The sequence below is a fragment of the Candidatus Bathyarchaeia archaeon genome, from assembly GCA_038873195.1.
Lineage (GTDB): Archaea > Thermoproteota > Bathyarchaeia > Bathyarchaeales > Bathycorpusculaceae > DSLH01.
In genome coordinates this window covers 418502-443047 of sequence record JAVZEV010000001.1, presented here as the reverse complement: position 1 = coordinate 443047, position 24546 = coordinate 418502, and the positions used below count along the sequence as shown (strand labels likewise).

Below are 24546 nucleotides of genomic sequence, written 5' to 3'. Positions count from 1 at the left end.
CATATAACATTTCGCGAAGAAAATTAGCTCAACATACCTTAAATACTTAATGCGACAATAAGAAAGTGAAATGTGTAAAAGGTGAAGCGAATGCCTGAATGCAAAAAGTGCGGTGCCAAAGTTGAGGAAGACATGAGTTTCTGTCCCAAATGTGGTGCACCATTGAAAGTCGAGGCAGTTTCTGCTGGGCAGCCTCCAACGACTCAGCGTTCCAAAGGCGAAAAAGAAGAGAAGCACGAGAAACAGGAGAAACATGAAAAAGAGAAGACGGAAAAGCATGAGAAGAAGGAATACGCCTTCATAGGGCCGCTCATCGGCGGCATAATCTTGATTATTATAGGCTTAACTTCTTATCTTGAAGTGACCGGCGTTTTTGATATGCGAACGAGAGGGATGATGTGGGCTCTGTTCATAATCATAGTTGGTGTGCTCATAATATTCGGCGCGTTCTACTATACAATGATGGCGAGAAAGAAGTATCCTAAGCCCTAGATTACCCAGCCAAAAAACAGCCTAAACAAGTAATGTTCCAAACGTGTTAGAGTGTTGTTTCGTCCGATTACGCGGAAATAATTTTTTCCAGCTGCTTCTATCAAGTCTCCTATGTCATACCTTGGAAACATGCATGAAGATATTATTAGGTTACCCCATTCTCCACGTTTAAGCTCATGCAGCATTTTCACTTTATGATTTGTTTGAACTTCGAAGAAGTATTTGTCATAGTTTGGAGAAATGTATGGCAAATCGTCAAGTTGTTGTCCAAAAACGCCTTCTGTGGCGCTGTAGATTTCGATAACTGGGACTTGTCCGAAATACTCTCTTAACTTTGGAGCATATTTGAACTGGATTTTTCGCACGCTTGTGCAGAAAAGAGCGTGGAACTTCCACAAGTCCTTCGGTTTTTTCCCGTGTCTCTGTTTGACGTATCGGGCAAAGGCTAAAATGATAGGTGTTACTCCCATAGTGGCGACTACATTCTCATTCAATGCCTGCTGATAAGCCAGTTCAAACCGTTTTTCCCAGTCTTGCCTAGTAATACCCGAACCCAAAGCGTCTATATCTTCTTGTCTGGGCACAAGGCTAACTCTATCAAGCATGGGGTTAAGCCTCGCGTAAGTGCCTGAACTGTAACCATAAGTGACTTCATGACCATCCATAACCATAGTGTGAACACTGGATGGGAAGTTCAAGTTGAGAATTTTTCCTGTAAAAATTTCAAAATCCTCTTTTCTTAATGCGTAATTTACGAGAGCCCTTGCTCCGCAAGTGAAAATCTGCTCTATGTGCGTTTTCGTTGCGGGAAGCACTTTTGCGGTACCTGTTGAGCCGCGGGTCATGACCCAGCACAAGACGGGTTCAGAAAGAATCGCGTTGTAGTTGCCTTTCACAACTTCACTGAAGTAGGGGTTAAGCCCTTTATAGTTTATTACTGGAAAGTTTTTCCTAAAATCTGCCGCATCTTTAATTTGTGAGGCGTTGTGATTTTGTCCATACCTTGTTTTAGCGTAAGCGCTAACCAAATCGTTGAGAACTTGCTCTTGATGTTTTTCTGGGTTCTTTAACGATTCATACCATGAGCCGATTATTGGCTGGAGTATTCCAAGATTATCGTTTTCGTGGAACATTGCGATACAAAGTAAGAATTGTGCAAAATCAACTAATATGCACATCGCTACTCAAAATGCAATTATTGATTTTTCACGATAAAACAAAATAAAGTGTTATAGCCTCGAAATTGAAATACTCCTTAACTGAAGATTAGAAGGTTATGTAATGCTGGTTGCAGGCGTTGACGATGCAGGGCGCGGTTCCGTAATTGGTCCATTAGTAATTGCCGGAGTGCTAATGCATGAAGAGGACATAACCAGACTTGTGCAATTAGGCGTTAAAGACTCAAAACTGTTGTCTCCGCACCGAAGAGAAATTCTCGCTGCAGAAATCAAACGCATCGCCAAAAACTATGCAGTAATGAAGTTGACACCGAGAGAAATCGACCGCGTTGTTGAAACTGGCAGAAAACTTCACAAGCTCAACCGTCTGGAAGCGCAAACTATGGCGAAAGTGATAGAAACGCTAAAGCCGGACATCGCGTATGTGGACGCCTCGGATGTTCTGGAAGAACGATTTAAAGAGCACATTCTAGAGGAGTTATCATTCAAAATACCTATAATATCTGAACATAAAGCTGACAGAAAATACCCCATAGTCTCAGCAGCGTCAATAATAGCCAAAGTAGAACGCGACAAAGAAATCGCAGAGCTAGCTAGCAAATATGGCGATTTAGGATGCGGCTACCCCACAGACCAGAAGACGCTTGAGTTTCTCCAAGAATGTCTAAAAAAATTTGGCGAATACCCAGAGTTTGTGAGAAAATCTTGGAAGCCTGCCAAAAAAGTCAAGAAGGAAAATGATTCACGTCAAGCTAAGCTGGTTTAAGCCATGCAGATTATATCTTCGGGTTTTCTGATTTTGGAAAGGTCATCACGGTAAATGCAGGGTATGTCCTTGTTTGGTGGTTTTTGCTTTTCTGTTATCAGCACTGGATGCGCTTTGATTACTCGACTGACGCTTAAGATTTCCTCCACCCTACGGTCTAATGTGCGTTCTCGGTCGTTTGCCACTCCACCGATAATTTTCATTTCTTCTTCTGGAACTGTTATGACAAAATCGAAAGGTGCCCTTTTCACCATTGTGACATGGGAACGCGAAAATTTACTGCATATTCTGGCGAGGAGTCTATTTTTTGCTATAACGTTTCCCGCCGTTCTTAGCAAGGCACATTTACGTTGATTTTTGGGTTTTTCGAAAATGTTTACTGGTTTAGCAACAGGCGCTCCGAGAGCATAAATCAAATTATAAGCAGTTGCCACTGAAGCTTTAGCCATTCCACGTTCATAACCGTAAAGAGTTCGCCGTGATATACCAACCATCTCAGCCGCTTCGCCTGCAGATAGGCTTAGCTCTTGTCTTCTACGCTTAATTGTTTCGCCGTCGATCTCAACGTAATAGCCGCCAGGACCTGCTTGAATTAGCGGGTAGATTTTGTGAAGCACGATGTTCTCGAAAGTTTTGGACGTGACTGCAAAAACATCATACCTTTTGTAAACCGTGTCGTCTTCTAATGGTTTTTCGCGTGTTCTTTCGCTTACAAGAAAATATGCTGCTGAGACGCATTTGGACACGAGTTTCAGTTCTTGCGAATCATCGAAGGAGAAACCGTCAATGTCCAGTTGAAATTTTATGAAAACAACATTTTCGCCCTTTCGTGCTGCATAATCAAAGCAACTGTGCCTGGCGCAACATTTTTCGGAAACGCTGAACCCAGCCTCTTTCAGCACAGTCTCAGGAGCTTTTTTCTCCTCCCTCCCCCTATAAACCATCGAGCGTCACAGAAAATATCATCACGCTGTCCGATATAAACTATACTTGTCTAGAAGATAGATTCAGTAGAACCGAGCTACTATCATGGCGTGTGCTTTATCGTATGGTTCTAAATGGACGATTTCTTCGATGTCGAAGCCGCGGTTTTTCAAGACTTTGGTTTCTTGTTTGTAGACTTCTGAGGGTTCTTTTGTTACATCTATGCTTTGAGATTTTACGGCAAGCATTATCCACCCGTGCTTTTTAAGGAATAAATCTGCATTGTCTGCAAGAACTTTTGCTTGTTCCGGCTGGGCGATGTCGCAGTAAATGTCATCAACTTTTCCGCTGACGAACACGGCGTATTTCTCTGGAAATCGAGCGTCTTCAAGAATTGGCAACATGTTAACTCTATAAGCGCAAACGTTGTTCACCAGTTCTCTTATGGCTCTGGAAGCAAATTCCACACAGTAGACGCGTCCTTTTTCGCCGACAATGTCTGAAACGTGACTGGCGGTGGTTCCTGAAGCGGCGCCAAGATAAAGCACTGTATGGTTTGGCTTTATTGGGACAGTTTTCAAGTTTTTGTTTATAGCTGCTGCGAGCTTACTGCGGAAAGCGTCCCAGACGCGGTATTCAACGCCCTCAAAGCGTATTAGCCTCTCACCATAAACGTTTCTTCCAGGCGTAAGATTCCGCGTTGCCAGCCTTTGGGCTCCGTCTTCTAATGTTACTTGGTAGATTGCTGGAAACTGCGGATGAGGCTTAACGCTTATGTGCACGTTTGTTCTTTCTCCACTTTTTCTCTTGTTGAGGCTTCTTTTCTGGAACTTGTGGCGGTTCCGTGTATTTTTCGCGGATTTCCTCAAGTCTCTTTTCTAAGTCAGCCTTCAAATCGTCGCCTATGTATCTGCCTCCGAAAGCGTCTGACCTTGCGGCTATTGCTAGTTTTCCAGCTAAAGCCCGTGCAATTTTTCCTCTTTGCCATTTTTTGGCTTCATGCAGATAGGTGTGTTGAAAGATTATCCCGTGTTTTGGCGGTCTTGCTCCAGACTTTAACGCGCGGAATAGGGCTTTTTCTGCTCCTAAAACTTGGATTGTGCTTGCTGGGCGTCTTGCCAGGTTTGTTAAGCCGCCTGAAATTGCAATTAGGCGTGCGCCAAGTAATGCACCGACTATGGCTTTCACGTTCGGCGCGACTTCTTCCATGGCGGTTTCTAAGTATTTTTCCATGTTTTCTCTGAGTTGGTATAGGTTAAGCACGTCCTTGCATAGGCTTTGAATTTGTTTGAGGTCTGCTTCGGCAAGGTCTGCGCCCATGGAAGCTTCGGCTGTTTTGGCTATTTGTTCAGATTTTGATTTTGGCACATCCTGTTTCTCAAGCGCTTCGACTGTGAAATTTTCTCGGTTACCAAGCTCCAAAATTAAGCGTGCGTAGGCTTCATGCTTATCAACTAGGCGGTCAAGTTCTGGAAAGTGAATTCCATACCATTCTCTTACGCGGCTCATGAACAAGTTTATTGTCTTGTCTAAATCATCAAGTGTCTGAATGGCTTGGGCAATGATTAAGTCTCTTTTTTCAACTGCGCCTTTGACGCGTAGCTTAGCAATTTCCATTGTGACGTTATGTGTCCACACATTAAATTCTTCTACGTTCTTTACAAATCCTGTTTCAACCGCAAACCTTTCCATGTTAGAACGAACTAGTTCACCAGCGCGTGAAGGCTTAGCAACTTCGGTTGCAATTCCCAATTTTTCCGCTTCTTTGGCGAGATTTGCGTTTTCAAAAACAAACTTGTCGTAACCTTTTTTCTTTACCAACTTAATCAAACGGGCAACTTCGTCCACGATTTTTCCAGATTCAATTTTCGTAATGGTTTTAGCGGCGTTCTGCGGATTCTTTGGAAACAAAACTTTTTCAACAAGCGCGTTTTCTTCGCTAAAAGCAAATATTCCAAACGAGCACTTGACTATTGTTGCTTTCATTCATTACGCCTCTTGCTGCCAAACACTATTCCTAATGTTTGCTCCTAATAAATAGTTGCTGCAAAAGTCTTCTTAAGGTAAAAGTTTAGCGTTGTAAACGTATTCGAAATATTTTATATACGTTTAGAATCGATGATGTATTTCTGAATTAATTTTTCTCTAAGCTGGCTTTCATGCTCATTTCTTAGAGTTTTTGCACATAAATGCATGGCGAACGCTTGGTTATCGCGGTAGGTTCTAACAATCTGACTTCTTAGTCCAACATATTGAGCTTCAAGCATGATTCTTTTAGACGCGATTTCCTTAAATTCGCGTTCAAGTTTCTTTTTCTTTTCTTCCAACTCTTTTATAGTCTCTTTAAGTTGCGCTTCCGAATTGATGCGTTCTAACCCTAGAGTAGTTATGTTTTTTATGGCTTCTGAATCCAGAAAAATATTCAGTTCCTTAGCCAATTCATGAATCTCACTGTCTTTTTCTGTGAAAATTCTTTTCACACTTGTTTTCCGATGGTGGATGTTCATGTTTTCACTCCTTTTTATCGAGAAGGGTTTCAAGCACTTTTCTATCCTTGACGGCTTCTCTTAGAAGTTCTTGCAAACTTTCGATTTCACTCGGTAATTCTGCTATGAGTTTCTTCGATTCTCTAATTTTTTCAGTAAGGTCTACAATTTCTTTCTCTAGAAGAGCAACTTTCAGCGAAAGCAACCCCGTTTTGAGTAGTTCCACTGTTTTTTCTTGGCTTCCTAGCTTATCATACGTATCCTTGGGAATGTCAAATTTGATTCTTACTTTTCTATTACGGTTAAGTCTCATGGACAATGCCTCTTGTTTGCAACATATTCGTTAATACGCGTTCTGTTCCTTGTCTTCCAACAATTTTTGTTAAACTCTCACAAATTGTCCTCTCAGTTTTTGCGCGTTCTTCGCTTGAAAAATGATAGTCTTGTTTTTCAATGTATGTAGACAGCTCCGTTAACATCTTTTCCAGCGTTTTAATTTGCTTCTCAACTAGCCTCTGCATTAAAAGCGCGAGTTTTTCGTCAAATGACTCGCTGGCTATTTGCAAAATCATAATATAATGAGGGATGCACATTCCGCTGGATTCTTCGTAAAGTTTCCATAAACTCTCGTCTTGAGAAATTTCCTGCAAAAAAGCTCTCATATAAATTTGCATCATTTCTGAAATGTGGTGACATGCTGGGCAATTAAATTCGTTGAGAATAGTTTTTGACAATTTGAGAGTAGAAAATGGTTTTTTCTTATTTTTTAAGCGTAAAATTCGTGGTTTTAATCGTGCAGATTCGAAGCTTTCGTGGCTTTTAACATCCACAAGTAGCTGCTCAGCAACACTTTTCAGTGTTAATGCCATTCCTAAGCCATCATTACTAGACGGCTTGTTTGCTGACATGAACATTTTGTATGAGTGATAATTACAAAAGCCTCGGCTTTCAATAACTTTTTGTCTTGTTTTTGGGTCCATCACGTGCTCGCTGAGGTAACTATCAATAAACCTACGCTCAAACCTGCCTTCTAAACTGCAAAAGAGACACTTTTCAGCGTCATGTAAGGCTTCGCGAATATAATTTAAAGCTACATCTTTCATGTTTCTATTTCCTCACAAAAAGCCAAGTTTTCGCAGCATGCTTACTGCTTGAAACGTATTTTCAAGGGTTGATATGCCAGAATCCGAACGAGCAAAACCTCCATTAGCATTTTGGCATCGCAAAATAAAATCCACGGTTTGTGCAGGGAATCTACAACTTTCTCCCACCAAGTTTAAAGCCGTTACTCCATAATATGTGTGCTCCATGTAAGGTGTTACAGAAGTAGGAATCACGGTGAATCCGCCATATGGTTTCTCGCATTCTCTTAGGAAGATTTTTGTGTCTTGCAACTTCTTCACGTTGTATTTCAGTAAATCAAGCGAAGCCAATGCATAGTAGGTTGAGTTAATGTTGGAATGCTTGCGCGCGCCAAAACCGCCGTCCACATTTTTAAATTTAAATATCCACTTTTCTGTTTCGATACCATCACACTTTACATTCAATAAATCAGCCAGTTCTAGAACCATGAAAGTTAACTCAAATTCAGAAGAAATTTCAGCATAAACATCTTCTTTGCCTACATATTTTCTAGAATTAATTACTGAGAAAACGTGTTCTTTGAAACGATAATCTAAAGGCTCACCGCACAAAGTCAAAGCCTTGGCAACGTAATAGTAAGAATAAGTGCTATCTAAGTCAAGTTCAAGCAGCCATCTAATTGTCTTTTCAACATTTGGAAAAGGAACATTCAACATTCTTAAAACGGCTAATCCATAGTAAGTGTCTTGCGCGTTTGACTCAGCTTCTTGACAAAAAGTGTATCCTCCATCTTCGTTTTGACGATTTACAATGTATTCTATGGCGCGCTTGATGCTGCCAGAATTAACAAATTGCACCCTATTCGAATCTAACACGTTTTTGTTTGCTAGAGCGAACCGCCCCACTTCACGCAACCTAACATCCACTCTTTTTGCATTGGGTGCCGGTAGAAGCTATCAGCCCCTGCAAGCGCCAAAGCAAGGGCGGTTAAAGGCGAGCTTCATCGCCTTATGCTTTTTGAAAATACAAAACCAAACTGATAAATATTTTCCTATACTTTCTTTGATTTAACGAGCAGTTGACAACTTTTTCTTCAGACTCTGCCATGGTTTATTTTTTGATGCGGCGGATTTCGAAGACCACAGGGTTTTCTGCGTCTGGACACGCATTGCATATCACATTTTTGTCTTCAGCCCACGGAAACTCTGCGCCATAACGCATAGCGTAGACCTTTGGAAGAATCACCATTAACGCGCTATAGCAAATGTTGCCTTTCACGGATTTGCCGTCAAAAACTATTTTGTCGCCAACCTTATGCCCGAAAGCGCATTTGCCTTTTTGGCTTTTCACGGTAACTTCAACGAGAGACATGCGAATTCCTCAACAAACGCTTGTAAAGCGAAAACATAGAATAAAGCTTTACCTCTAGCTTGTCACGGTTCGATTGCTTAACAGAACTTTTCTACATAAATCTTAAGTGCTCAAAAACCGAAGTATAAAGCAATAATGAATGAGCTGACGCTTATGAGCAATTTCAAAAACGTAATTGAAAAGATTAAATCCTTAGAAGCTGAACGCAACAACCTCATGTTAGAAATTGAAGAACTTAAGAAAATGGCAGATTCTAAAGCTAAAGCCTTAGAAAGCGAAATAAGCATGCTACGGGAAGAAGTGAAATCGTTGCGGGTGCTGCTGGGCGCTGAAGAGCCGGAACCCCAGTTTGGACAGAAAAAGAAGAAATAAGCTTAAACATACTTTAGCAGCTCAGTTAAATGCCTTATCGAATCCAAATTTGCATTTCCTTTTCCATCCCTGTCAATCAATACAGGCTTTAATCCAGCTTTCCGCGCGCCTTCATAATCATGCTCAACAGAGTCTCCCACAAAAATTGTTTCGTCAGGCTTCACGCGGAGTTTTGCAAGTGCGTGGAGAAAAATTTCCTTGTGTGGTTTCGCCTTTTTGCAAGCGTCAACTCCAACAACGATGTTAAAATAGCCTGCTAGGTTAAGTCTTTGAAGGACTTGTTTGAAGTCTTTTTCTGTTCCGTTCGTCACTATACCCATTTTAATTCCTTTACTTGATAGTTCTGCGAGAGTTTCTTGCACGTCCGGATAAGCGGTCAATTCAGCGTATTCCCACCATAACTCGTCGATTTTCCGTGCCAAAAATTCCCTGTTTTCTTTTATTCCAAGTCTTTCCAACATCCTCAAATTCCATTTAATCCAGTACTTCTGTCCCAGTCTAGCCATCTCTTCAACATCAAGCTCTCTCTGATTTATACCGTGAGCCTCTGCAATTCTGTCCAGTGGAACAATGATTCCTTGCGCTTCCAATATTCTTCGGTGAATTTCATAAGCATGCGCAGTCTTAACCAGCGTCCCTCCAAGGTCGAACAGCACTGCTTTAATCTTCCTAGTTTTGGACATAGTCCGCACCTAAAGAACTAAGTTTTATCTTGCCAAAGGGTAATAATCTAACTTAAAAGTTTGCGGAGAAGGCGCATTTGAAAGATAATCGTTTGACAGTTAATCTGGCTGGTTTGAAGCTTGCCAATCCAACAATGTTGGCTTCTGGAATCTTGGGGTACTCTGCGGAAACATTGGAAAGTATTGTTGCCGGTGGGGCTGGCGCTGTTGTCACGAAATCCGTTGGTTTAAAGCCAAGAGTTGGCTACGCAAACCCAACGGTTGTTCAGGTTGATTGTGGTTTGATTAATGCTATGGGTCTTCCAAACCCTGGAATTGACGCGTTTGTTAAAGAGATTTGTCAAGCAAAGAAGGTTTTGAATGTTCCTTTAATCGTGAGCGTTTACGGCTTTTCGGAGGAAGAGTACGCGGTTGTGTCAAAGAAAGCGGCAGACGCCGGCGCAGATGCTTTAGAGCTTAACGTTTCATGTCCCCACGTGAAAGAGACGGGCTCAGAAATTGGACAAAAACCAGAAATTTTGTCGAAAGTCATTAAGAAAGTTAAGGCTACTGTGGATAAGCCAGTTTTTGTTAAGTTGTCTCCAAACGTGACCAGCATAGCCGACATTGCAGAAGCAGCAGCAAAAGCGGGCGCAAACGCTTTAACAGCCATAAACACCATCAAAGCCATGGCAATCGACCCAGAAACAGCCATGCCTATCTTAGGCAATAAACTCGGCGGACTTTCCGGCTCAGCCATAAAGCCCATAGCGGTGCGGTGCGTCTACGATATTTATGAGCGGGTTAAAGTGCCGATAATTGGGTGCGGAGGAATCGCAAGCTGGCGTGACGCTGTGGAATTTTTCCTTGCTGGTGCGTCAGCGGTTCAGATTGGAACTGCAATAGCGATTGAAAGCTCAAGTGTTTTTAGAAGGGTCACGCGTGGGTTAGATGCATATTTGAGACGTAAAGGATTCCGAAACGTTGGTGAGATTGTTGGATTATCACATCGTTGCTAACAAACTGAGAACTACACAAATTCAAAGCATAAAAGCTGAAACGCAGACGGTGAAAACTTTCACTTTCAAAGATAAGCTATGCGCCAAGGCTAAGCCTGGACAGTTTCTCATGCTTTGGGTTCCGGGTGTTGATGAAATTCCATTGAGCATATTAGATGCACGAGAAGATGGAAGCGTTGCCGTTGCAGTGAAAAAGGTTGGAGAAGCAACAAGCGCATTACACAACAAAAAAGCTGGCGAAATCATTGGCGTACGTGGTCCATTTGGTAATGACTTTACGGCGAAAAAAGGGAAAGTGCTCATGGTCGCCGGCGGGACTGGCGTTTTTCCACTTCTGTTTCTCTCCAGAAAGATTAAGCCAAAAGCGACGAAACTTGTCTTTATAGCAGGAGCGAAAACTAAAGAAGAACTCTTTTTTATAGACGAAATTGAGCGGCTATGCGGTAAAGAGAATGTTGTTGCGTCAACCGAAGACGGCAGTTATGGCATAAAATGCTTAGCTTCAGAATCGCTAGAGCTACTTCTCTGCAAAGAAAAGTTTGACATGATTTACACTTGTGGACCAGAGTTGATGATGCGGAAGGTTTTGAATTTAGCTGAAAAGTATGAAATAGCTTTGGAAGCAAGTTTGGAACGTTTAATGCGTTGTGCCATAGGCTTGTGTGGAAGCTGCGTCATAGGCAAATACCGTGTCTGCAGGGATGGGCCCGTATTTAATTCGCAACAATTACTTGAAGTTAAAGCAGAGTTTGGTAAGTTTAAGCGTGATTTTGACGGAAGAAAAATATCCTTTTAACGCTGATTGTTAATGTGGGAACAGTGTCCGCAGAACATGTTCGATACTACTATCTTGTAAATTTCTGTGGCGAGTGAAAATGCTTATGTATTTTCTTGTCAATTGTCTAACTCTGTCCTCGTCATGAGAGTATTTTGCGTGCAGTAATTCGTGTATTAATGTTGCCCTTGCTCGAGTTTTGATGTAGCAGTACACGTTTTCTTTTTCAGTCTTCTGCATTAGTTTCTTACAAAATTCCAATCGTTTCGGGTAGATTACAATTTCGCCTTTTTTGTTGTATTTTCCAGCTAGTCCGTTCCCGTTGTATTTTCTAAACGGCAACGCTCTTATTTGAATGGTAGTAATCATGTGTTCATTTATGCTTTCTTTTAATATCATCCAGTTTATGAAGCGTTGAAATAAAGGGTTGGTTAAAGTTTTGAAGGCAACAATGGCGTACTTCCTATAAAACTTGACGTGCTTTTCAGAGCAACCTTCAAACTTCTGAGAAACCGCAGTTACTTTTATTTTTTTTAACATTTCTTGCCTTTGCATCATACTCAGCCTAACGCCTAATTATTTCCGAAGAGAAACAGACAGAAAAAACTGCTTACACCTTCAGATACGCACAATCATATATTCTGGGCAACGTATATTAACCTTGCCAGAAGCGTTAACAACATTCAAGATAACTACGAGCTTTAAAACAAGGGTTAACCTTTAATAGGATTTTATGGCTTCTGTCACCCTTCTAATTATGAGAGTGATAAAAATTGGGAAAATGAAACGCAGTAGCCTGAAATTTTTTAAGTATGTGGCGCTTTTTAGCGTCTTTTGTGCCTTGTTAAGATTACTGCAGCTGCCACTATTGCTATTGCCAGCGCCACTGAAATGCTGATGGAAAGCAGTTCTATTGGCAGATTTGGCAATGTTAGCGGGTTAGATGACGCTTGCCAAATGTTTGTGCTCGTAGCCTTAAAAGTCGCAGATGTTGAGCCTTGGGTTAAGGTTACTTCCACGATGATTCCTGTCTCCTTGTCCCAGCAGCAACTGAACTGCATGTCTCCTTGCGTTAGGCTTGCGTAAACAACGTTTCTGTTTGCCCCAGCATAGTTCCCAGTTTTTTCGCCAGCAATGGTTACTCTGCTTCCTCCTGCTACTTGAATGGTATCTCCGGTCTTTGAGTTTGCTGGTATAAGTGCCTGGAAAGTTAAGTTTCCAGTACCGCTGGCAACATCCCAAATCATAATTTCAGTTTGTTCTTCTCCATTGTTTAAGTGCGTTGTCATGCGTAATGTTGCAGTTGTCCCTTCGGTTGATAGGCATTCTACTTTAACCCATTGAATGAAGTCGCTTGGCAGAGCACTACCTGAAACGTAATCGCATCTTATCCAGTCGCCTGTTTTGACGCCAATTTGTATTTCGGCGTAAGCCGAAGCTGCATAAAACAAAAATAGTGTTATGATTGTTTCAAGGACAATGGATTTCTTCATTTTGCTCCCTCTTGTTATCTGCGTTTCACGATAATTACTGCTATTATGGCTGCTACTGCTACGATAGCGACGGATAATATTAGCCACCAGTAACTCATTAAGCCCGTTAAGTCTACACCGCCAATGCCGCCACCACCGCCTTGCAAGTGCGCCGTCAATTCGTGGTAGCTGTGGTGGTACTCCACGTAGATTTGGGCGTTGCTGCCTACTTGGCTTATTTGGAAGTCTACGGGTTGATTGTCCAGCGTGACTCTGATGTCTGAGAGTGAGTTCACCATTTCTATCGGAACTGTTATGTTGGCTATGCCTGTTGTGCCATCTGGACCGCCTACGGAGACGCTTAAAGCCATGCTTGTTGAGTTAAAGACTACCCCTAAAACAGAAGAGTTTGTCGAAACATACATGGTTTTGTTTGACCATTCAAGCGTCATGCGAATCCATCCTTCTGGTAGAACCGTGATAAAAGCGTTCAAGCCTGTTGCTGCAGCCTCAAGGCCATCACTTATGCCGTCACCATCTGTATCTGCTTTTGTTGGATCAGTTGTAAAGATTTTGATTTCAACGCCGTCGCTGAGTCCATCTCCGTCACTGTCTCGATTTAGCAGATTCAACGGGTAGGCTCCAGACCCAGTCCGATTTAGGTTAAACTCATATTCTTCCAAGTTGGACAAACCGTCATCGTCGTAGTCTTTGTAGATGTCAGTAGGGTCCAGCGGGTTGAAGTATCCAGAGAATATTTCCTCACGGTCAAGTATGCCGTCTCCGTCGCTGTCCGGGTCTGATGTTATTGGAAGGCTTAAGTCTATAAGGTATGGAACACCCTTGTTCAGCGGTTTAATAAAGGCGGCCATAGAACTATTGAGAGGCGACCATGTCCAACATTTGGCTCCATAAAAAATTGTGTTCTTGTTGCTGCCATCCACGTTTACGACTGTGATGTTACTGTTAGCCCAGCATTGGTCGTTGATATATGGATTATAATCATACCTTTCTATGTAATTAACTTCCGTGTATGTTAGCATTGTTCCATTTGGCACCCAATTTAAATACATTGCAACACTATTCTCTGAAATATCAGCAACCTTGGTTAGGCCAGTTCCATCAGGGTTAATTGTCCAAATGCCATTGTATGTTGTGAAGGCTATTTTGTCGTTTGATGGAGAAAACCTAACGCTGAAAATTTGGCTGTCTGATCCCTCAAGCTCCAGAGTTAACGATCTCTCGCTTGTTTCCATGTTGACTTTCCAAATGCGACTAAAACGGGTGTAGGGATACGAAGAATAGTTCTCTGCGAATTCCGTGCAAATCAACGTTGTGCCATCGCTTGATAAGTCCAAGAATGTGGGAACACATGAGGAACTGCTATTTACGTAGGTTATGAAGGTTGGATTGGAACCATCTACGTTCATCGAATATATTAAGGAAGATGGAGCAACTGCACCGCTGGTGTTAACATAGAATATTTTTGAGTCGTCTGGTGAAATGGCAAAATTATCAAAAACGCCTTGACCACTATAGTCATGTGAGTGCCAAAACTCGTAAATCGGCGACAAAGTGCTTGTGTTAATCACTGCAAAACGGTCAGAAGCAGCTATCAACATCAGTTTTCCGGAAGGAGACCATGCGATGCTTGTTGTGTCGATACCTCCGGAATTAAAAATAAGTTGTCCATCAGCTGTTTCCCATATCTGAAGTGCAGGCCAATAAATGATTCTTGGGTTGGCGTTTGTTTCTGGTGTGGATGTGCTGGAGAAAGAAATTCTGTAGAGTCCAAGCGTTATTGAAACAAAGATAATGGATATTGCGACAATAGACGAAAACCTAATTTTCGTCACTCGAGTTTCCTCCATGAATTTTAGCGTTTATTACGAAAGCATACTCTAAAAGATTTATGCAAGACAAATTCATATTAAAATTCCTTTAAATCCATACTGATTCTAGCTAAATCTTAAACTACATCCTAAAATCAAACCAATCTACACCTTCAATTCCTGTTTCTACACTATACAATCAAAACAGGCAACGAAGCAAAATAGCTCATAGAGCCCGACTTTGAATACATCTGTACAACATCCGAGAACATAATGCTATTCAGAAAAAGAAAATAAGCCATGTCGCCATTTATGCCATATATCCCAAGATTTATGGGTAAAGGTTATATGTGGCTGTGGCTATTTTGGTGTATTTGCGGGTGCAATGTGATGAAAGGTGACCGCCAAATTCAAAGCTGATTCTAACAAATGGCTCAGCATGGACTATCGCCCGCTTGAACTTGAAAAAGAAACACGCGAATTCTGGAATCAAAACCGCATAAAAAAGAAGCTAATGGATTTTCGCGAGAAAAACAATAAGGGCGTAACAGGCTGGGTTGAAGGACCCCCAACATTGAATGGCATACCACACGTTGGGCACGCCAGAGGACGCGTAATGAAAGATTTACGCTATCGCTGGAAGACAATGCAAGGCTATTTCATTCCTTTCTGGGCAGGGTGGGACACGCAAGGCTTGCCAGTGGAGCTTGAAGTTGAGAAACTTTTGGGCGTCAAGAACAAGCGGGAACTTCTCGAACGTGTAGGTGAAGAACGCTTCATAGAAGAATGTAAAAAGGCTATTGTGAAATACCATCGTGAATGGGTTAAAGCTGACGAGTTGCTCGGAGTGTTCATAGACCAGGAAAAGGCGTACTGGACATACCTGGATGATTACATAGAACGCGAATGGCAATATCTTAAGCGAGCATGGGAACAAGGCTTGCTCGAAGAAGGCCACTATGTCGTAGCGTATTGTCCGGGTTGTCAAACAAGTCTAAGCAGCGCAGAAGTTGGCTACGAAGACTCTTACAGAGAAGTTGAAGACCCATCATTATACTTCAAATTCAAAGTTGCAAACAGCCAAAACGAGTACTTCCTAGTGTGGACGACCATGCCTTTCACGCTTATAACGGACATGCTGTTGGCTGTGCATCCCGAGGCGGAATATGCGAAAGTCAAAGTTGGCGACGAAACATGGATACTCGTCAAACAACGCGTCGAACCAGTCATGCAAGAATTAGGCATAAACAAATACACGCTAACAGAAACAATGCTTGGCAAAGAGCTTGAAGGAACAAAATATGATTACCCATTCAAAGACTTAATACCCAAACAAGCCGAACTTGACAAGCATCCACTAGTGCATAGAGTTGTCTGCGAAGACTTCGTGGACATAGACACTGCCACGGGTGTAGTGCATCAGTCGCCGGGAAACGGTGAAGAAGACTTTTTTGCAGCACAAAAGCGTGGCGTTCCAATATTTGCGCCTTTCGATGACGAAGTCAAATTCACAGAAGAAGCAGGAGTCTTCAGCGGCATATTTGCGCGTGACACGGACAAGATGGTTGTTGAAGAACTGCGCAAAAGAGGCTTGCTCGTTGAAGTCAAAACCATAAAGCATGAGTATCCAACATGCTGGCGTTCACATCACAAGCTCGTGTGGCTAGCCAGAAAAGAATACTTCCTTCGAACAGACAAAATAAACGACAAAATCGTCGAAGCCGCCGAAAAAGTTGAATACTTCTTTGAAAGCCCCAAAAACCGCTTTCTCTCCTTCCTAAAAGAAGGCAAACCATGGTGCATATCCAGAGAACGCGTCTGGGGTACTCCACTGCCAGTTTGGAAATGCGAAAAATGCGACGCGAAAACGCTCATAGCAAGCAAGAAGGAATTGCTCGAAAAAGCCTTAGAAAAACCAAAAGGACATTTTGAACTGCATAAGCCATGGGTTGACCGCATAAAACTAAAATGCGAAAAATGCGGCGGCACAATGTATAGAGAAGACTTTGTTTTGGACACGTGGCACAACAGTGGAGCTTCACCATACGCAAGATTCACCGACAAAGAATTCGCCAAGTACGTGCCAACTGATTTCCTAACAGAAGGAATAGACCAAACCAGGGGATGGGCAAACTCGCTTCTGCTGGAGCATGTCATATTAACCGGAAAGGCAGAAGCTCCATACAAGGCTTTCCTATTTCAAGGCTTAACGCAAGACGCTAAAGGCAGAAAAATGAGTAAAAGCCTAGGAAATGTTGTGGAAGCCAACAAGCTCCTAGAAAAATATTCTGCAGACCTATGCAGGTTCTACATGCTGCGGAAATGCGCGCCAGTAGACTTCATGAACTTTGACTTTCAAGAATTAACAAAACGTCCATACCAAGTGCTCTCAACACTATATCACTTAAACAGATTCTTTTTGCAGAACGCAGAATACGACAATTTCAACCCGCAAGAGCACACGCTGGAATGGGCGAAAAAAGAAAAACAACTCAAAAATCCAGACCTATGGCTGCTTTCAAAACTTCAACAACTCATAGAGGCTTATACTGCCAAGCTCGAAACGTGCGAATTCAACTTCGCCCTCGCCACTTTAGAAGATTATGTAATAGAAACATTGAGCAGACTTTACGTGCCAATGGTTCGAAAAGAACTTTGGACAGACGACCCTGAAACACTCAACCGAAGACTAGCCATATATGCAACCTTGTGGCATGTTCTCAAAACCGTTACGCTACTGTTCAATCCAGTTACGCCATACTTAAGCGAGGCATTATACCAGAATGTTTACAGAAAACTCAGTCCAGCATTACCTGAATCGGTGAACTTTGAAAGCTGGCCTGAACCTTCCGAGAAACTGCGAAATAAGACTTTAGAAGAAGAATTTGAAGTGCTCTTCAAGTGCGTGTCGCTTGTATACTCCGCTAGGCAGTCGGCGAAGCTGAAGAGACGATGGCCGCTTAACCGAATGATTGTAGTAGCTCCAGAAAAAGTTTGCAAAGCGCTGAAAAACGTTGAAGAACTATTCTTGGAACTTGCAAACGTTAAAACAGCGGAATACGCTCAAGAGACTCCAGAGGATGCGGCTCGTGAAGAATGGGCTTCAGCCACTGAAGAGGGCATACAAGTCTTCTTGGATGTTCACCGAGACGAAAAACTACTTGGCGAAGGTTTAATGCGTGATTTAGCTCGCAGAATCCAATCTTTAAGGAAGGAGTTGGGCTATGTGCCAACTGACATCTTAGAAGCTGCACATGTTGCTGAGCTTGACGGCGAAAGCAAAAGGTTGCTTAAGCCGCATTTGAAAGAAATGGAGGAGCTTGTCCGCGTCAAAAACGTGCGCTTATATAATAAACGCGAGGAATTAGAAACGGAATGGCATGAGTACGCGCTTGACGATAAAAAAGTCTACATAGCCATTTCTTAACCATTTTAAGAAGTTCTAGAGATGCTAAAGAAGTTTTATGGCAAACTGCGGCTATCTTTCGTCTTGTTGGAAGAAGTACTCGGTTTTTTCTTCCTCTTCTTCTATGTCCTGCGTTATCATGGAGCTTTCAAATTTCTTTCCTTGTTCTTTCAGTTTTCTTTCTAGCTCTGTAATCCTTGATTCAAGGTTTCCTACAGCTTCATGCTTAGCCTTCAAATGCTCTTCAAGCTCTTGAATTGTTATTTTTTCTTCAATTATTTTCACTTTTTCCTGCAATGCTTTCTCTTTTTCTTCTAGTGAGAGTAATTGGAATTCTAGTTCTGCCTTTTTCTTGTGTAAATCTTCAAGTTCATGCCAACTGCTCAAGCATGTTCACCTAGGATTCTTCGATGGCGATAAAGAGATAATAATGTTATGAAGACAAAATCAATATTGGAAATCAAATTTAGAAATGAACAAATACAGACACTAGTACTGCAGGACTACTACTATGTCATAATAGTCTTTGTAAATTTTAGTTATCTTGCGAGCTGAAACTTGTATGAAATGCAAAGCTCTCAGTGGCGCTATTTTCGATTGCTGTCAGATAAAACTTCAGGTGGACTACTTCACCGGGAGATAAGTGTATCTTGTCTGGAACTGTTGCATTTTCGGGTTTAAGTCTTGTTTCGCCCGTTTCTACTTTTACCAAGTACAATATCCACGAAGAAGTTTCAAATTGAATTGCTGCTTCATTGTAAGATGTGAAGGCTGAGGCTCTCCATGTCACGTTTATCGCCACGTTACCCTCGTTTCTGAGGTAAAAATCCAAGATTTCAGTATCGTCTCCAGAAGACACGTTAAACTCTCCCCAGTCGTGACTGTTCAAAATCTGTGTACATTCAAGGTCATAATATGTTTGTATTTTACCATCACTTATTATGGTTGCTTGGTGGTTGATTGTTTTGGTGAAGTATACTGTGGCTAGGGCTGAGGAAAGCAGCACTATTACGCATAGCATGGCAAGAAGACCCAAATGTACTTCTCTATTGAATACGGTTACATATTTTCTCATGTTTATTCCTTCAATTGTGACAAGAGTGCTTATCTAACCTAAGCGAGTCTGTAAGGGTGGAGATGTAGTTTTTTAGGTGTAGTTCTCTGAGACATACACTAAGCGAATTATTTTCGAGGAAAAAGAGCAAAAGATGAAAGCAGTGGTATGCCATTATTTAGACGTGAAAATGCTAAACTCAGCCTGTGTTTTGCTGTTTTCTAACGTGAATCTTCTTTTATATTCATTCCTAAGCCCCTAATCTTTTGTAATAGAAAGATAGAAACGTTAACACAACCGTGTCAAATAAAATTTTATTCTAACAACTCTAATAATAAAAACGGGGGAGAAAGGAGAAAAATAACAACAACAAATATTCCTTTTTCCTCGTAACAAATAAACTGACCTTGAAGATTGTTCAACACGATATTTTTGCTAAGTGGACCGGGGGGGATTTGAACCCCCGACTTCCGCATTGCGAATGCGGCGTTCATACCAGACTGAACTACCGGCCCAGAAGGGTTCCTTTAAAAAGAGAGGGGTGTAGGGCATTTAGGAATTGCGGTTCGTTTTTAATGGCTTATAGCTGAAAATTATCTTTTTGTAGCGTTTATCTTTTAGGTTTGTTCATTAATGAGGTGGGTTGGTAGAGAAAAAATATTTTCTTTAGCAGTTATAGCGTATTCACGTAACCCGTTTTTTCTTGGTATTACTCTGGTTCAAGGGGTATGAGTGGTATCTTTGGTTCTTTTGGCATGCATGTAGGAGTATATGCATAGGGAGGTTCAGAATCTAAGAAAATTCGCCCGTCTGGCATCGGAAGAGGCAGTTGTGTCTGGAAATTTTTGTTGTTGTCTGCTTCGAATGAGTTATCAGCATATTTAGGAATGTCTTCTTGAGGGTTGTAGATTGTCGATTGGTTGCTTGTTCCTTGTTTCTGTCCGTCATAAGTGTCCATTTGTTCATCATTGTCTGCGACTTTATTCACATTCAGATAATTCTCTTCAGTGTTTCTGAGTGTTTCTCTGGTTTGTTGATCATAGAAGGCTAAGCTTGTAGAAACTACAGCAATTAAGATGCCCGTGAGTAATATTGCCGCTATAGATTTTTCCTTCATTCTCTTTTCTCTCCGAAATTTTCTTTGGCACCTTTGCCATAAATATTTGTTGTTTTAACAAAACATAAAGTGACACGATAAGGATATGCAAGCACAGTTATCTAATGGCACTTTGCTTTTTGCGTCTTCTATCAGCAAGTTTACGTTTAGAATGTAAGTTGACTCTAAGATAAACTATTCCGATAATGAGAATTGCTGCGCCTACATATGCGAAGTTTGAGTTGATTAGTGGTATGCGGTCTGGCATTAAAACGGGTACAAGTTTAATTTCTGTCCAATTTTTAGTTACGTTAGCGTACACTTGTACGGGCGAGTTTGAGGAAGCGTTTTGGGTTTCGAACACGAGATAATATGTTCTGGGTTGCGTTCTTATCTGGTGCGTCCATGTCATGTTGACTGTGGTTGTGTTGTTTAGGAAGTAATATGTTATATTTGGTTGTTGTGTTTGATTAACTATGGAGAAGTTAAAAATTGCGTTGCTTGTTGCTAAAATGTTGAGTGTTTGTTCAATGCTTAACTCAGCAGTGACTACTTTGTTTTGAGATTGGTATACTTCAAAGTAATCATCTATTAGAGTTTCAGACTTTGGAACTAGTTGGGGTTCATCTCGTGTGTAGGTGAAGAGAGGCATTGCGCAGATAATAAGAACAGAACCAAGTAGAATCAATATAAGCGATATTACAATTGTTTGCGAGATTTTTTTGTTTATCATGCAACGCCACTTTAGGTTTATTCGTTGCTAGGTTGATTAGATAGAAGTTGAAAATAAGCATGTTTGTTTTGAATTTTCAATGTTTTCTGCAGATTATGGCAAGACAATATGATGAAATGTTTGGGACATAGCCAATAGAACTAAATTCCACAAAATTCAAAAACAACTACGCGTTAATTAATTATGTTCTAAATTAACCGAAAGGAGATAGGAAAATGAACAAATCGATTAAATTGTTAACTATTGCCCTATCAATGCTATTGATTGCAAGCACTTTTGTAGTCGCAATCACAAACCGAGCATATTCCTCACCAACCACTGTCGAACCTAAAGGAATAGATGAAGACGTAAAAACTGCTGCGCTTGACTTAAGCGAACAAATCGAACCTCAAGGAGAAACACATCACTCCTACTGGAATCTTGGCGACACTGCCATCTGGACAGGTTATAATGGATATACCGGGAGCCTCTTCTTGACATATTATACGTTAAGCTATATTGGAACCAAAGTAGAAATCTGGGTTCAAAACAATATCAACTTCCCATCAGGGCAGACCCCTAACAGAAACCCACCGACTAAACCTACCTATGCTATGTTGCAGTATCTTGCTGACCAATTCGAACAAAATATATTGCCCAAAGAGTCGGATTTCTTCGGCGCACCCTTGTTCCTTGACGGATCAAACGCCCAGTTGCAGTACCTAAGTCCTGCTATTCCTGACGATCCAGAATACTATTATGAACCAACTGGACGAGCCGTCATCTTAGTCTGCAACATTAGAGATGAAAACTACTACAACCCAAGCTATCCTTACTATATAATCGGAGTACACATAGGCGCTTATGAAAGTTACTATTATGACAGAAACATCATAACACTAGACGCAGTAAGCTGGTATCATGGTCTCGGCCCTGCAACCATGAATTGGGGAGATCACTTAAGTATTGTTGGTGGCGTCCCAACCATCCATAATCACAATGTTACTGCACCTTACGCATATGATAGCACCGTAGCCCATGAATGGCAACATCTGCTACACTACGAACTTTGTCCGGGAGACGACACTTTCATGAACGAAGGCTGCAGTATGTATGCCGAATTACTATGTGGATATGGAATTGACCCAGATTATCCGAATAGCTATTTCGCCACGCCAGATAACTCGCTCACAATCTGGGGTGACCAAGGAGACATAAACATTTTGGCGGATTACGGTGCAGCAGCTTTATGGACAACCTATTTGAGCGATCAGTTCGGTGCTGAGTTTCTCCAGTACTACTTCTCAAGTGGAGGCGGAGGAATTGCCGGCATAAACGCAGCACTCGCGCACTTCCACTACAAGGCCACATTTTATGATGTCTATCGTGACTGGAAACTTGCAAACCTAATCCGCGCGGACTTCCCGGGTTGTCATAGATACAATTACAAGAGCATCAACCTAAACGACCCCGCCTACATACCAGTCAGAATTTACGAAGTTGACGGATTGCCTGTTCCATGGACAAGAGGCACAGACTTTGGAAACACAATTACCATATTGGGCTACGACACTGGAATATCAATGGTAGCAACCTATGGAACAGACTACATTGCCTTCGAAAACTGGACAAGAACAGGGATAGGATTCATTTACTTTGATGGAGACGACACCGCAACGCTTCCACCGCCACACTTATGGACGCTGACACCAGACGGCTGGTACTCCGGCACAGGTGAAGACCTTGCAAACGAGGCAATTGGAGGCACCGCTTACGTAGACCCGGCAGATCCAACCTTAACCATTGTCACTGCTTATGGTCTTGAAACCTTGTGGGACTATGGATTCGTGCAAGTTTCTACAGACGGTGGCCAAACATGGGTATCGCTTGAAAATGAATACACGACATATGACCACGATCCAGCTGCTCACCCAGATATTGTTGCCAACCTTCCAGGCTTAACAGACTACAACCCCGACTGGCCAGATTGGACCACCATGAGTTTTGACCTTTCAGCTTATGCTGGAATGACCGTGATGATTGGCTTCCGTTACATGACAGACTGGGCGACTACTTATGAAGGCTGGTGGATAAACAGCGCAACCGTGAGCGGAACAGAACTAACCTTAGCTCCACTGGCACCCATACCGCCAGAAGCAGATTTCCAAGTGACGGTTGTCGACGCACTTGTAATAGACGGCATGACATTATACATACCTCATGACATGTGGCTGAAAGATTCCACCGAAACTGGTTTCGCTGTTGGGTACGCGAAAAAACCAAGCTACGTTGTACTAGTTATAACACCAATTATATCAAAGGGCTTAGCCGACTACCGTTTCCAAGTGACAAAAGTCCCATTGCCTTGGAAGTGTCTTATTCCATAAATACCGCATAGCTATCACCCCTCCTTTTTTTTAATTTCGTTTCTAATTGAAACAGAATTCATGAGGGAAGGGAAAGGAGAGAAAGGAGATTCGTGGAAAAACAGTTCCTTGTTTCCCTCACTCATCTACTTATATTTCAAGCAAAACGTAACATTTAACTTTGTCTTTCAGTTTTCAGCGCAACCGATAGTAAACGATACTATTCGAAAAGCTTTCAATTGTGTCCTTACGTTTTTTACTCTCTAGATGTTTGCTTGAATCTTCTTCTGGAAATGAGGTTCAGCGGGCCCGGTGGGATTTAAACCCAAAAGGGTTCAAGTCCCAAAATCGATAGCTTCCGGGACTCCCTCGCGGTCTTGGATGATCCACCACAACAATAATAAACTAACCAGCAGAATTTCAAACCAATAGAAAGGTTGTAGTTGCATGAAATTTACAAAACATGCAAAGTCGAGGGCTGCTGAAAGGGGTATAACAGAAAAGATGATTTTGGAGGCGATATCCCAGCCTTCCCAAACCTATTATGATCTAAGTATTGGAACAACAATTGTTTTCAAGAAACTGAATAAGAAGCATCTTTTGGTGGCGTACTCTAAAGAAGACAGTGAGATCAAAGTTGTAACAACATTTATAACATCAGATGCTCAAAGGATAATTGGTAGAAAACTGGGCAAAACATGGGTGAAAGTTAGGTGAAAGTTGAATACGACAGAGAGTCGGATATACTTTACATAAAATTCAAAGAAGCCGAAATAGTAGATACGAGAATGTTAAGCGAAGATGCTTACATAGACCTTGACAAGGACGGAAACCTTGTTGGCATAGAAATATGGAAGGCATCCCAAAACGCCATACTCCCAATATCAAAGGACATAGCTGAAAAACTAAAGCTAATTTTAGAAAGCCCAGCCTAAAGTCAATATTTCTTCATTCACTCTTTAATAGAATTTTATTTGATTGAAGTGCTTATATATTATTTCAATTTTATGAAACATCTGAAAACTAAAATTATGTTACTGATTAGGCCGTAGATAGGTTCTTTTGGGCAAACCATCAAATGTTAGGGTTTCATTGCGTCTTTCTCAATTCGGGACTGGTTTACGCATAAGCCTTATGTATTACATTGTATTCTCTATATTCTGGGATAACGTGTGACGGAGAAAAGCGCTGTGGTTACTGTTCGCTTGTCAAAGCGTGATTTGGAAAGGGTTGAAGCCTTAAGGGTTATTGAGGATGTTGACCGGTCAACGCTTATCAAGGAGTTTATTGAGGATGGATTGCGCAGAAGAGTTGTTGACATTTATCGGAAGGGCAAGGTGACGGCTGGGCGGGCAGCTGAAATCTTGGGAGTTTCTTTGCGGGAGTTTCTTGAAATTTTGGAGCGGGAAGGTGTTCCAGTAAACTGGGATTCTGAGGGTATACGTGAATATTTGAAGGCGAAGTATGGAGATTAGCCCCT

At 41.7% G+C, this 24546-nt stretch carries 27 protein-coding genes, 1 tRNA gene and 1 riboswitch; of the genes, 10 read left to right on the top strand and 18 right to left on the bottom strand.

Features of this window, described 5'->3' with window-relative positions; all coding sequences use genetic code 11:
- Positions 1-90 precede the first annotated feature (90 nt).
- Entirely contained in the window at positions 91-492 is a 402-nt protein-coding gene (locus tag QXW63_02525) for a zinc ribbon domain-containing protein (GenBank protein ID MEM3460774.1), read from the top strand.
- On the opposite strand, the gene QXW63_02520 is transcribed toward QXW63_02525, so the two are convergent.
- On the bottom strand, positions 489-1670 hold the full coding sequence (locus QXW63_02520; protein ID MEM3460773.1) for a GH3 auxin-responsive promoter family protein: 1182 nt from the start codon (positions 1668-1670) through the stop codon (positions 489-491). The two genes, QXW63_02525 and QXW63_02520, sit on opposite strands and share 4 nt — an antisense overlap.
- 103 nt (positions 1671-1773) lie before the next feature.
- On the opposite strand from QXW63_02520, the gene rnhB reads away from it, so the two are divergent.
- Positions 1774-2436, top strand: a complete 663-nt coding sequence (gene rnhB, locus QXW63_02515) for a ribonuclease HII (GenBank protein ID MEM3460772.1) — start codon at positions 1774-1776, stop codon at positions 2434-2436.
- Here rnhB and QXW63_02510 read toward each other — a convergent pair.
- The 8 genes from QXW63_02510 to QXW63_02475 all read right to left on the bottom strand — a co-directional run bounded on the left by QXW63_02510 (position 2433) and on the right by QXW63_02475 (position 8300).
- On the bottom strand, positions 2433-3380 hold the full coding sequence (locus QXW63_02510; protein ID MEM3460771.1) for a helix-turn-helix domain-containing protein: 948 nt from the start codon (positions 3378-3380) through the stop codon (positions 2433-2435). The two genes, rnhB and QXW63_02510, sit on opposite strands and share 4 nt — an antisense overlap.
- 63 nt (positions 3381-3443) lie before the next feature.
- Positions 3444-4142 carry a fibrillarin-like rRNA/tRNA 2'-O-methyltransferase gene (locus QXW63_02505; GenBank protein MEM3460770.1) on the bottom strand — a complete coding sequence of 233 codons (699 nt, stop codon included), beginning with the start codon at positions 4140-4142 and terminating at the stop codon, positions 3444-3446.
- Positions 4126-5346, bottom strand: coding sequence for a C/D box methylation guide ribonucleoprotein complex aNOP56 subunit (locus tag QXW63_02500; protein MEM3460769.1), 1221 nt, complete (start codon positions 5344-5346; stop codon positions 4126-4128). Before QXW63_02500 ends, QXW63_02505 begins: the two co-directional genes overlap by 17 nt.
- 113 nt (positions 5347-5459) lie before the next feature.
- Positions 5460-5867 carry a hypothetical protein gene (locus tag QXW63_02495; GenBank protein MEM3460768.1) on the bottom strand — a complete coding sequence of 136 codons (408 nt, stop codon included), beginning with the start codon at positions 5865-5867 and terminating at the stop codon, positions 5460-5462.
- A 4-nt stretch (positions 5868-5871) separates the two neighbouring features.
- A complete protein-coding gene (locus tag QXW63_02490) occupies positions 5872-6159 on the bottom strand; it encodes a hypothetical protein (GenBank protein ID MEM3460767.1) in 288 nt (95 codons plus the stop codon).
- Positions 6149-6949 (bottom strand): DUF6062 family protein, encoded by an 801-nt coding sequence (locus tag QXW63_02485; GenBank protein ID MEM3460766.1) that lies wholly within the window; start codon positions 6947-6949, stop codon positions 6149-6151. The genes QXW63_02490 and QXW63_02485 overlap by 11 nt, the downstream gene beginning before the upstream one ends.
- A gap of 12 nt (positions 6950-6961) precedes the next feature.
- Complete coding sequence (locus QXW63_02480) at positions 6962-7834, bottom strand: prenyltransferase/squalene oxidase repeat-containing protein (GenBank protein ID MEM3460765.1); 873 nt, start codon at positions 7832-7834, stop codon at positions 6962-6964.
- 35 nt (positions 7835-7869) lie between these two features.
- A riboswitch (Fluoride riboswitch) is annotated at positions 7870-7946 on the bottom strand.
- 93 nt (positions 7947-8039) lie between these two features.
- A complete protein-coding gene (locus QXW63_02475) occupies positions 8040-8300 on the bottom strand; it encodes a TIGR04076 family protein (GenBank protein MEM3460764.1) in 261 nt (86 codons plus the stop codon).
- A 153-nt stretch (positions 8301-8453) separates the two neighbouring features.
- Here QXW63_02475 and QXW63_02470 point away from each other — a divergent pair, with 153 nt between their 5' ends.
- On the top strand, positions 8454-8672 hold the full coding sequence (locus QXW63_02470) for a hypothetical protein (protein ID MEM3460763.1): 219 nt from the start codon (positions 8454-8456) through the stop codon (positions 8670-8672).
- A gap of 2 nt (positions 8673-8674) precedes the next feature.
- On the opposite strand, the gene QXW63_02465 is transcribed toward QXW63_02470, so the two are convergent.
- Complete coding sequence (locus QXW63_02465) at positions 8675-9355, bottom strand: HAD family hydrolase (protein ID MEM3460762.1); 681 nt, start codon at positions 9353-9355, stop codon at positions 8675-8677.
- A gap of 77 nt (positions 9356-9432) precedes the next feature.
- Between QXW63_02465 and QXW63_02460 the strand changes: the two genes are divergently transcribed.
- Positions 9433-10353: a dihydroorotate dehydrogenase gene (locus QXW63_02460; GenBank protein MEM3460761.1), complete on the top strand. Its 921-nt coding sequence runs from the start codon at positions 9433-9435 to the stop codon at positions 10351-10353.
- Complete coding sequence (locus QXW63_02455) at positions 10331-11149, top strand: dihydroorotate dehydrogenase electron transfer subunit (protein ID MEM3460760.1); 819 nt, start codon at positions 10331-10333, stop codon at positions 11147-11149. Before QXW63_02460 ends, QXW63_02455 begins: the two co-directional genes overlap by 23 nt.
- Before the next feature lie 9 nt (positions 11150-11158).
- On the opposite strand, the gene QXW63_02450 is transcribed toward QXW63_02455, so the two are convergent.
- The 3 genes from QXW63_02450 to QXW63_02440 all read right to left on the bottom strand — a co-directional run bounded on the left by QXW63_02450 (position 11159) and on the right by QXW63_02440 (position 14456).
- Positions 11159-11668: a hypothetical protein gene (locus QXW63_02450; GenBank protein ID MEM3460759.1), complete on the bottom strand. Its 510-nt coding sequence runs from the start codon at positions 11666-11668 to the stop codon at positions 11159-11161.
- A gap of 284 nt (positions 11669-11952) precedes the next feature.
- Positions 11953-12621 (bottom strand): hypothetical protein, encoded by a 669-nt coding sequence (locus QXW63_02445; GenBank protein ID MEM3460758.1) that lies wholly within the window; start codon positions 12619-12621, stop codon positions 11953-11955.
- A 14-nt stretch (positions 12622-12635) separates the two neighbouring features.
- The gene (locus QXW63_02440) at positions 12636-14456 is read right to left on the bottom strand and encodes a hypothetical protein (GenBank protein ID MEM3460757.1); all 1821 of its coding nucleotides are present in this window, start codon (positions 14454-14456) and stop codon (positions 12636-12638) included.
- Positions 14457-14829: 373 nt separating this feature from the next.
- On the opposite strand from QXW63_02440, the gene ileS reads away from it, so the two are divergent.
- Positions 14830-17859, top strand: a complete 3030-nt coding sequence (gene ileS / locus QXW63_02435) for an isoleucine--tRNA ligase (GenBank protein MEM3460756.1) — start codon at positions 14830-14832, stop codon at positions 17857-17859.
- A gap of 51 nt (positions 17860-17910) precedes the next feature.
- On the opposite strand, the gene QXW63_02430 is transcribed toward ileS, so the two are convergent.
- The 5 genes from QXW63_02430 to QXW63_02410 all read right to left on the bottom strand — a co-directional run bounded on the left by QXW63_02430 (position 17911) and on the right by QXW63_02410 (position 20721).
- A complete protein-coding gene (locus QXW63_02430) occupies positions 17911-18225 on the bottom strand; it encodes a hypothetical protein (protein MEM3460755.1) in 315 nt (104 codons plus the stop codon).
- A gap of 148 nt (positions 18226-18373) precedes the next feature.
- Complete coding sequence (locus tag QXW63_02425; protein MEM3460754.1) at positions 18374-18913, bottom strand: hypothetical protein; 540 nt, start codon at positions 18911-18913, stop codon at positions 18374-18376.
- Between the two features lie 419 nt (positions 18914-19332).
- Positions 19333-19407: transfer RNA gene (locus QXW63_02420), tRNA-Ala, on the bottom strand.
- 194 nt (positions 19408-19601) lie between these two features.
- Complete coding sequence (locus QXW63_02415) at positions 19602-20009, bottom strand: hypothetical protein (GenBank protein ID MEM3460753.1); 408 nt, start codon at positions 20007-20009, stop codon at positions 19602-19604.
- 97 nt (positions 20010-20106) lie between these two features.
- Positions 20107-20721: a hypothetical protein gene (locus QXW63_02410; GenBank protein MEM3460752.1), complete on the bottom strand. Its 615-nt coding sequence runs from the start codon at positions 20719-20721 to the stop codon at positions 20107-20109.
- Positions 20722-20936: 215 nt separating this feature from the next.
- Between QXW63_02410 and QXW63_02405 the strand changes: the two genes are divergently transcribed.
- The 4 genes from QXW63_02405 to QXW63_02390 all read left to right on the top strand — a co-directional run bounded on the left by QXW63_02405 (position 20937) and on the right by QXW63_02390 (position 24541).
- Complete coding sequence (locus QXW63_02405) at positions 20937-23087, top strand: immune inhibitor A (GenBank protein MEM3460751.1); 2151 nt, start codon at positions 20937-20939, stop codon at positions 23085-23087.
- Between the two features lie 426 nt (positions 23088-23513).
- Positions 23514-23783, top strand: coding sequence for a DUF4258 domain-containing protein (locus QXW63_02400; protein MEM3460750.1), 270 nt, complete (start codon positions 23514-23516; stop codon positions 23781-23783).
- Entirely contained in the window at positions 23780-24001 is a 222-nt protein-coding gene (locus QXW63_02395; protein ID MEM3460749.1) for a DUF2283 domain-containing protein, read from the top strand. The genes QXW63_02400 and QXW63_02395 overlap by 4 nt, the downstream gene beginning before the upstream one ends.
- Before the next feature lie 237 nt (positions 24002-24238).
- Positions 24239-24541 carry a UPF0175 family protein gene (locus QXW63_02390; protein MEM3460748.1) on the top strand — a complete coding sequence of 101 codons (303 nt, stop codon included), beginning with the start codon at positions 24239-24241 and terminating at the stop codon, positions 24539-24541.
- The last annotated feature ends 5 nt before the right edge of the window (positions 24542-24546 follow it).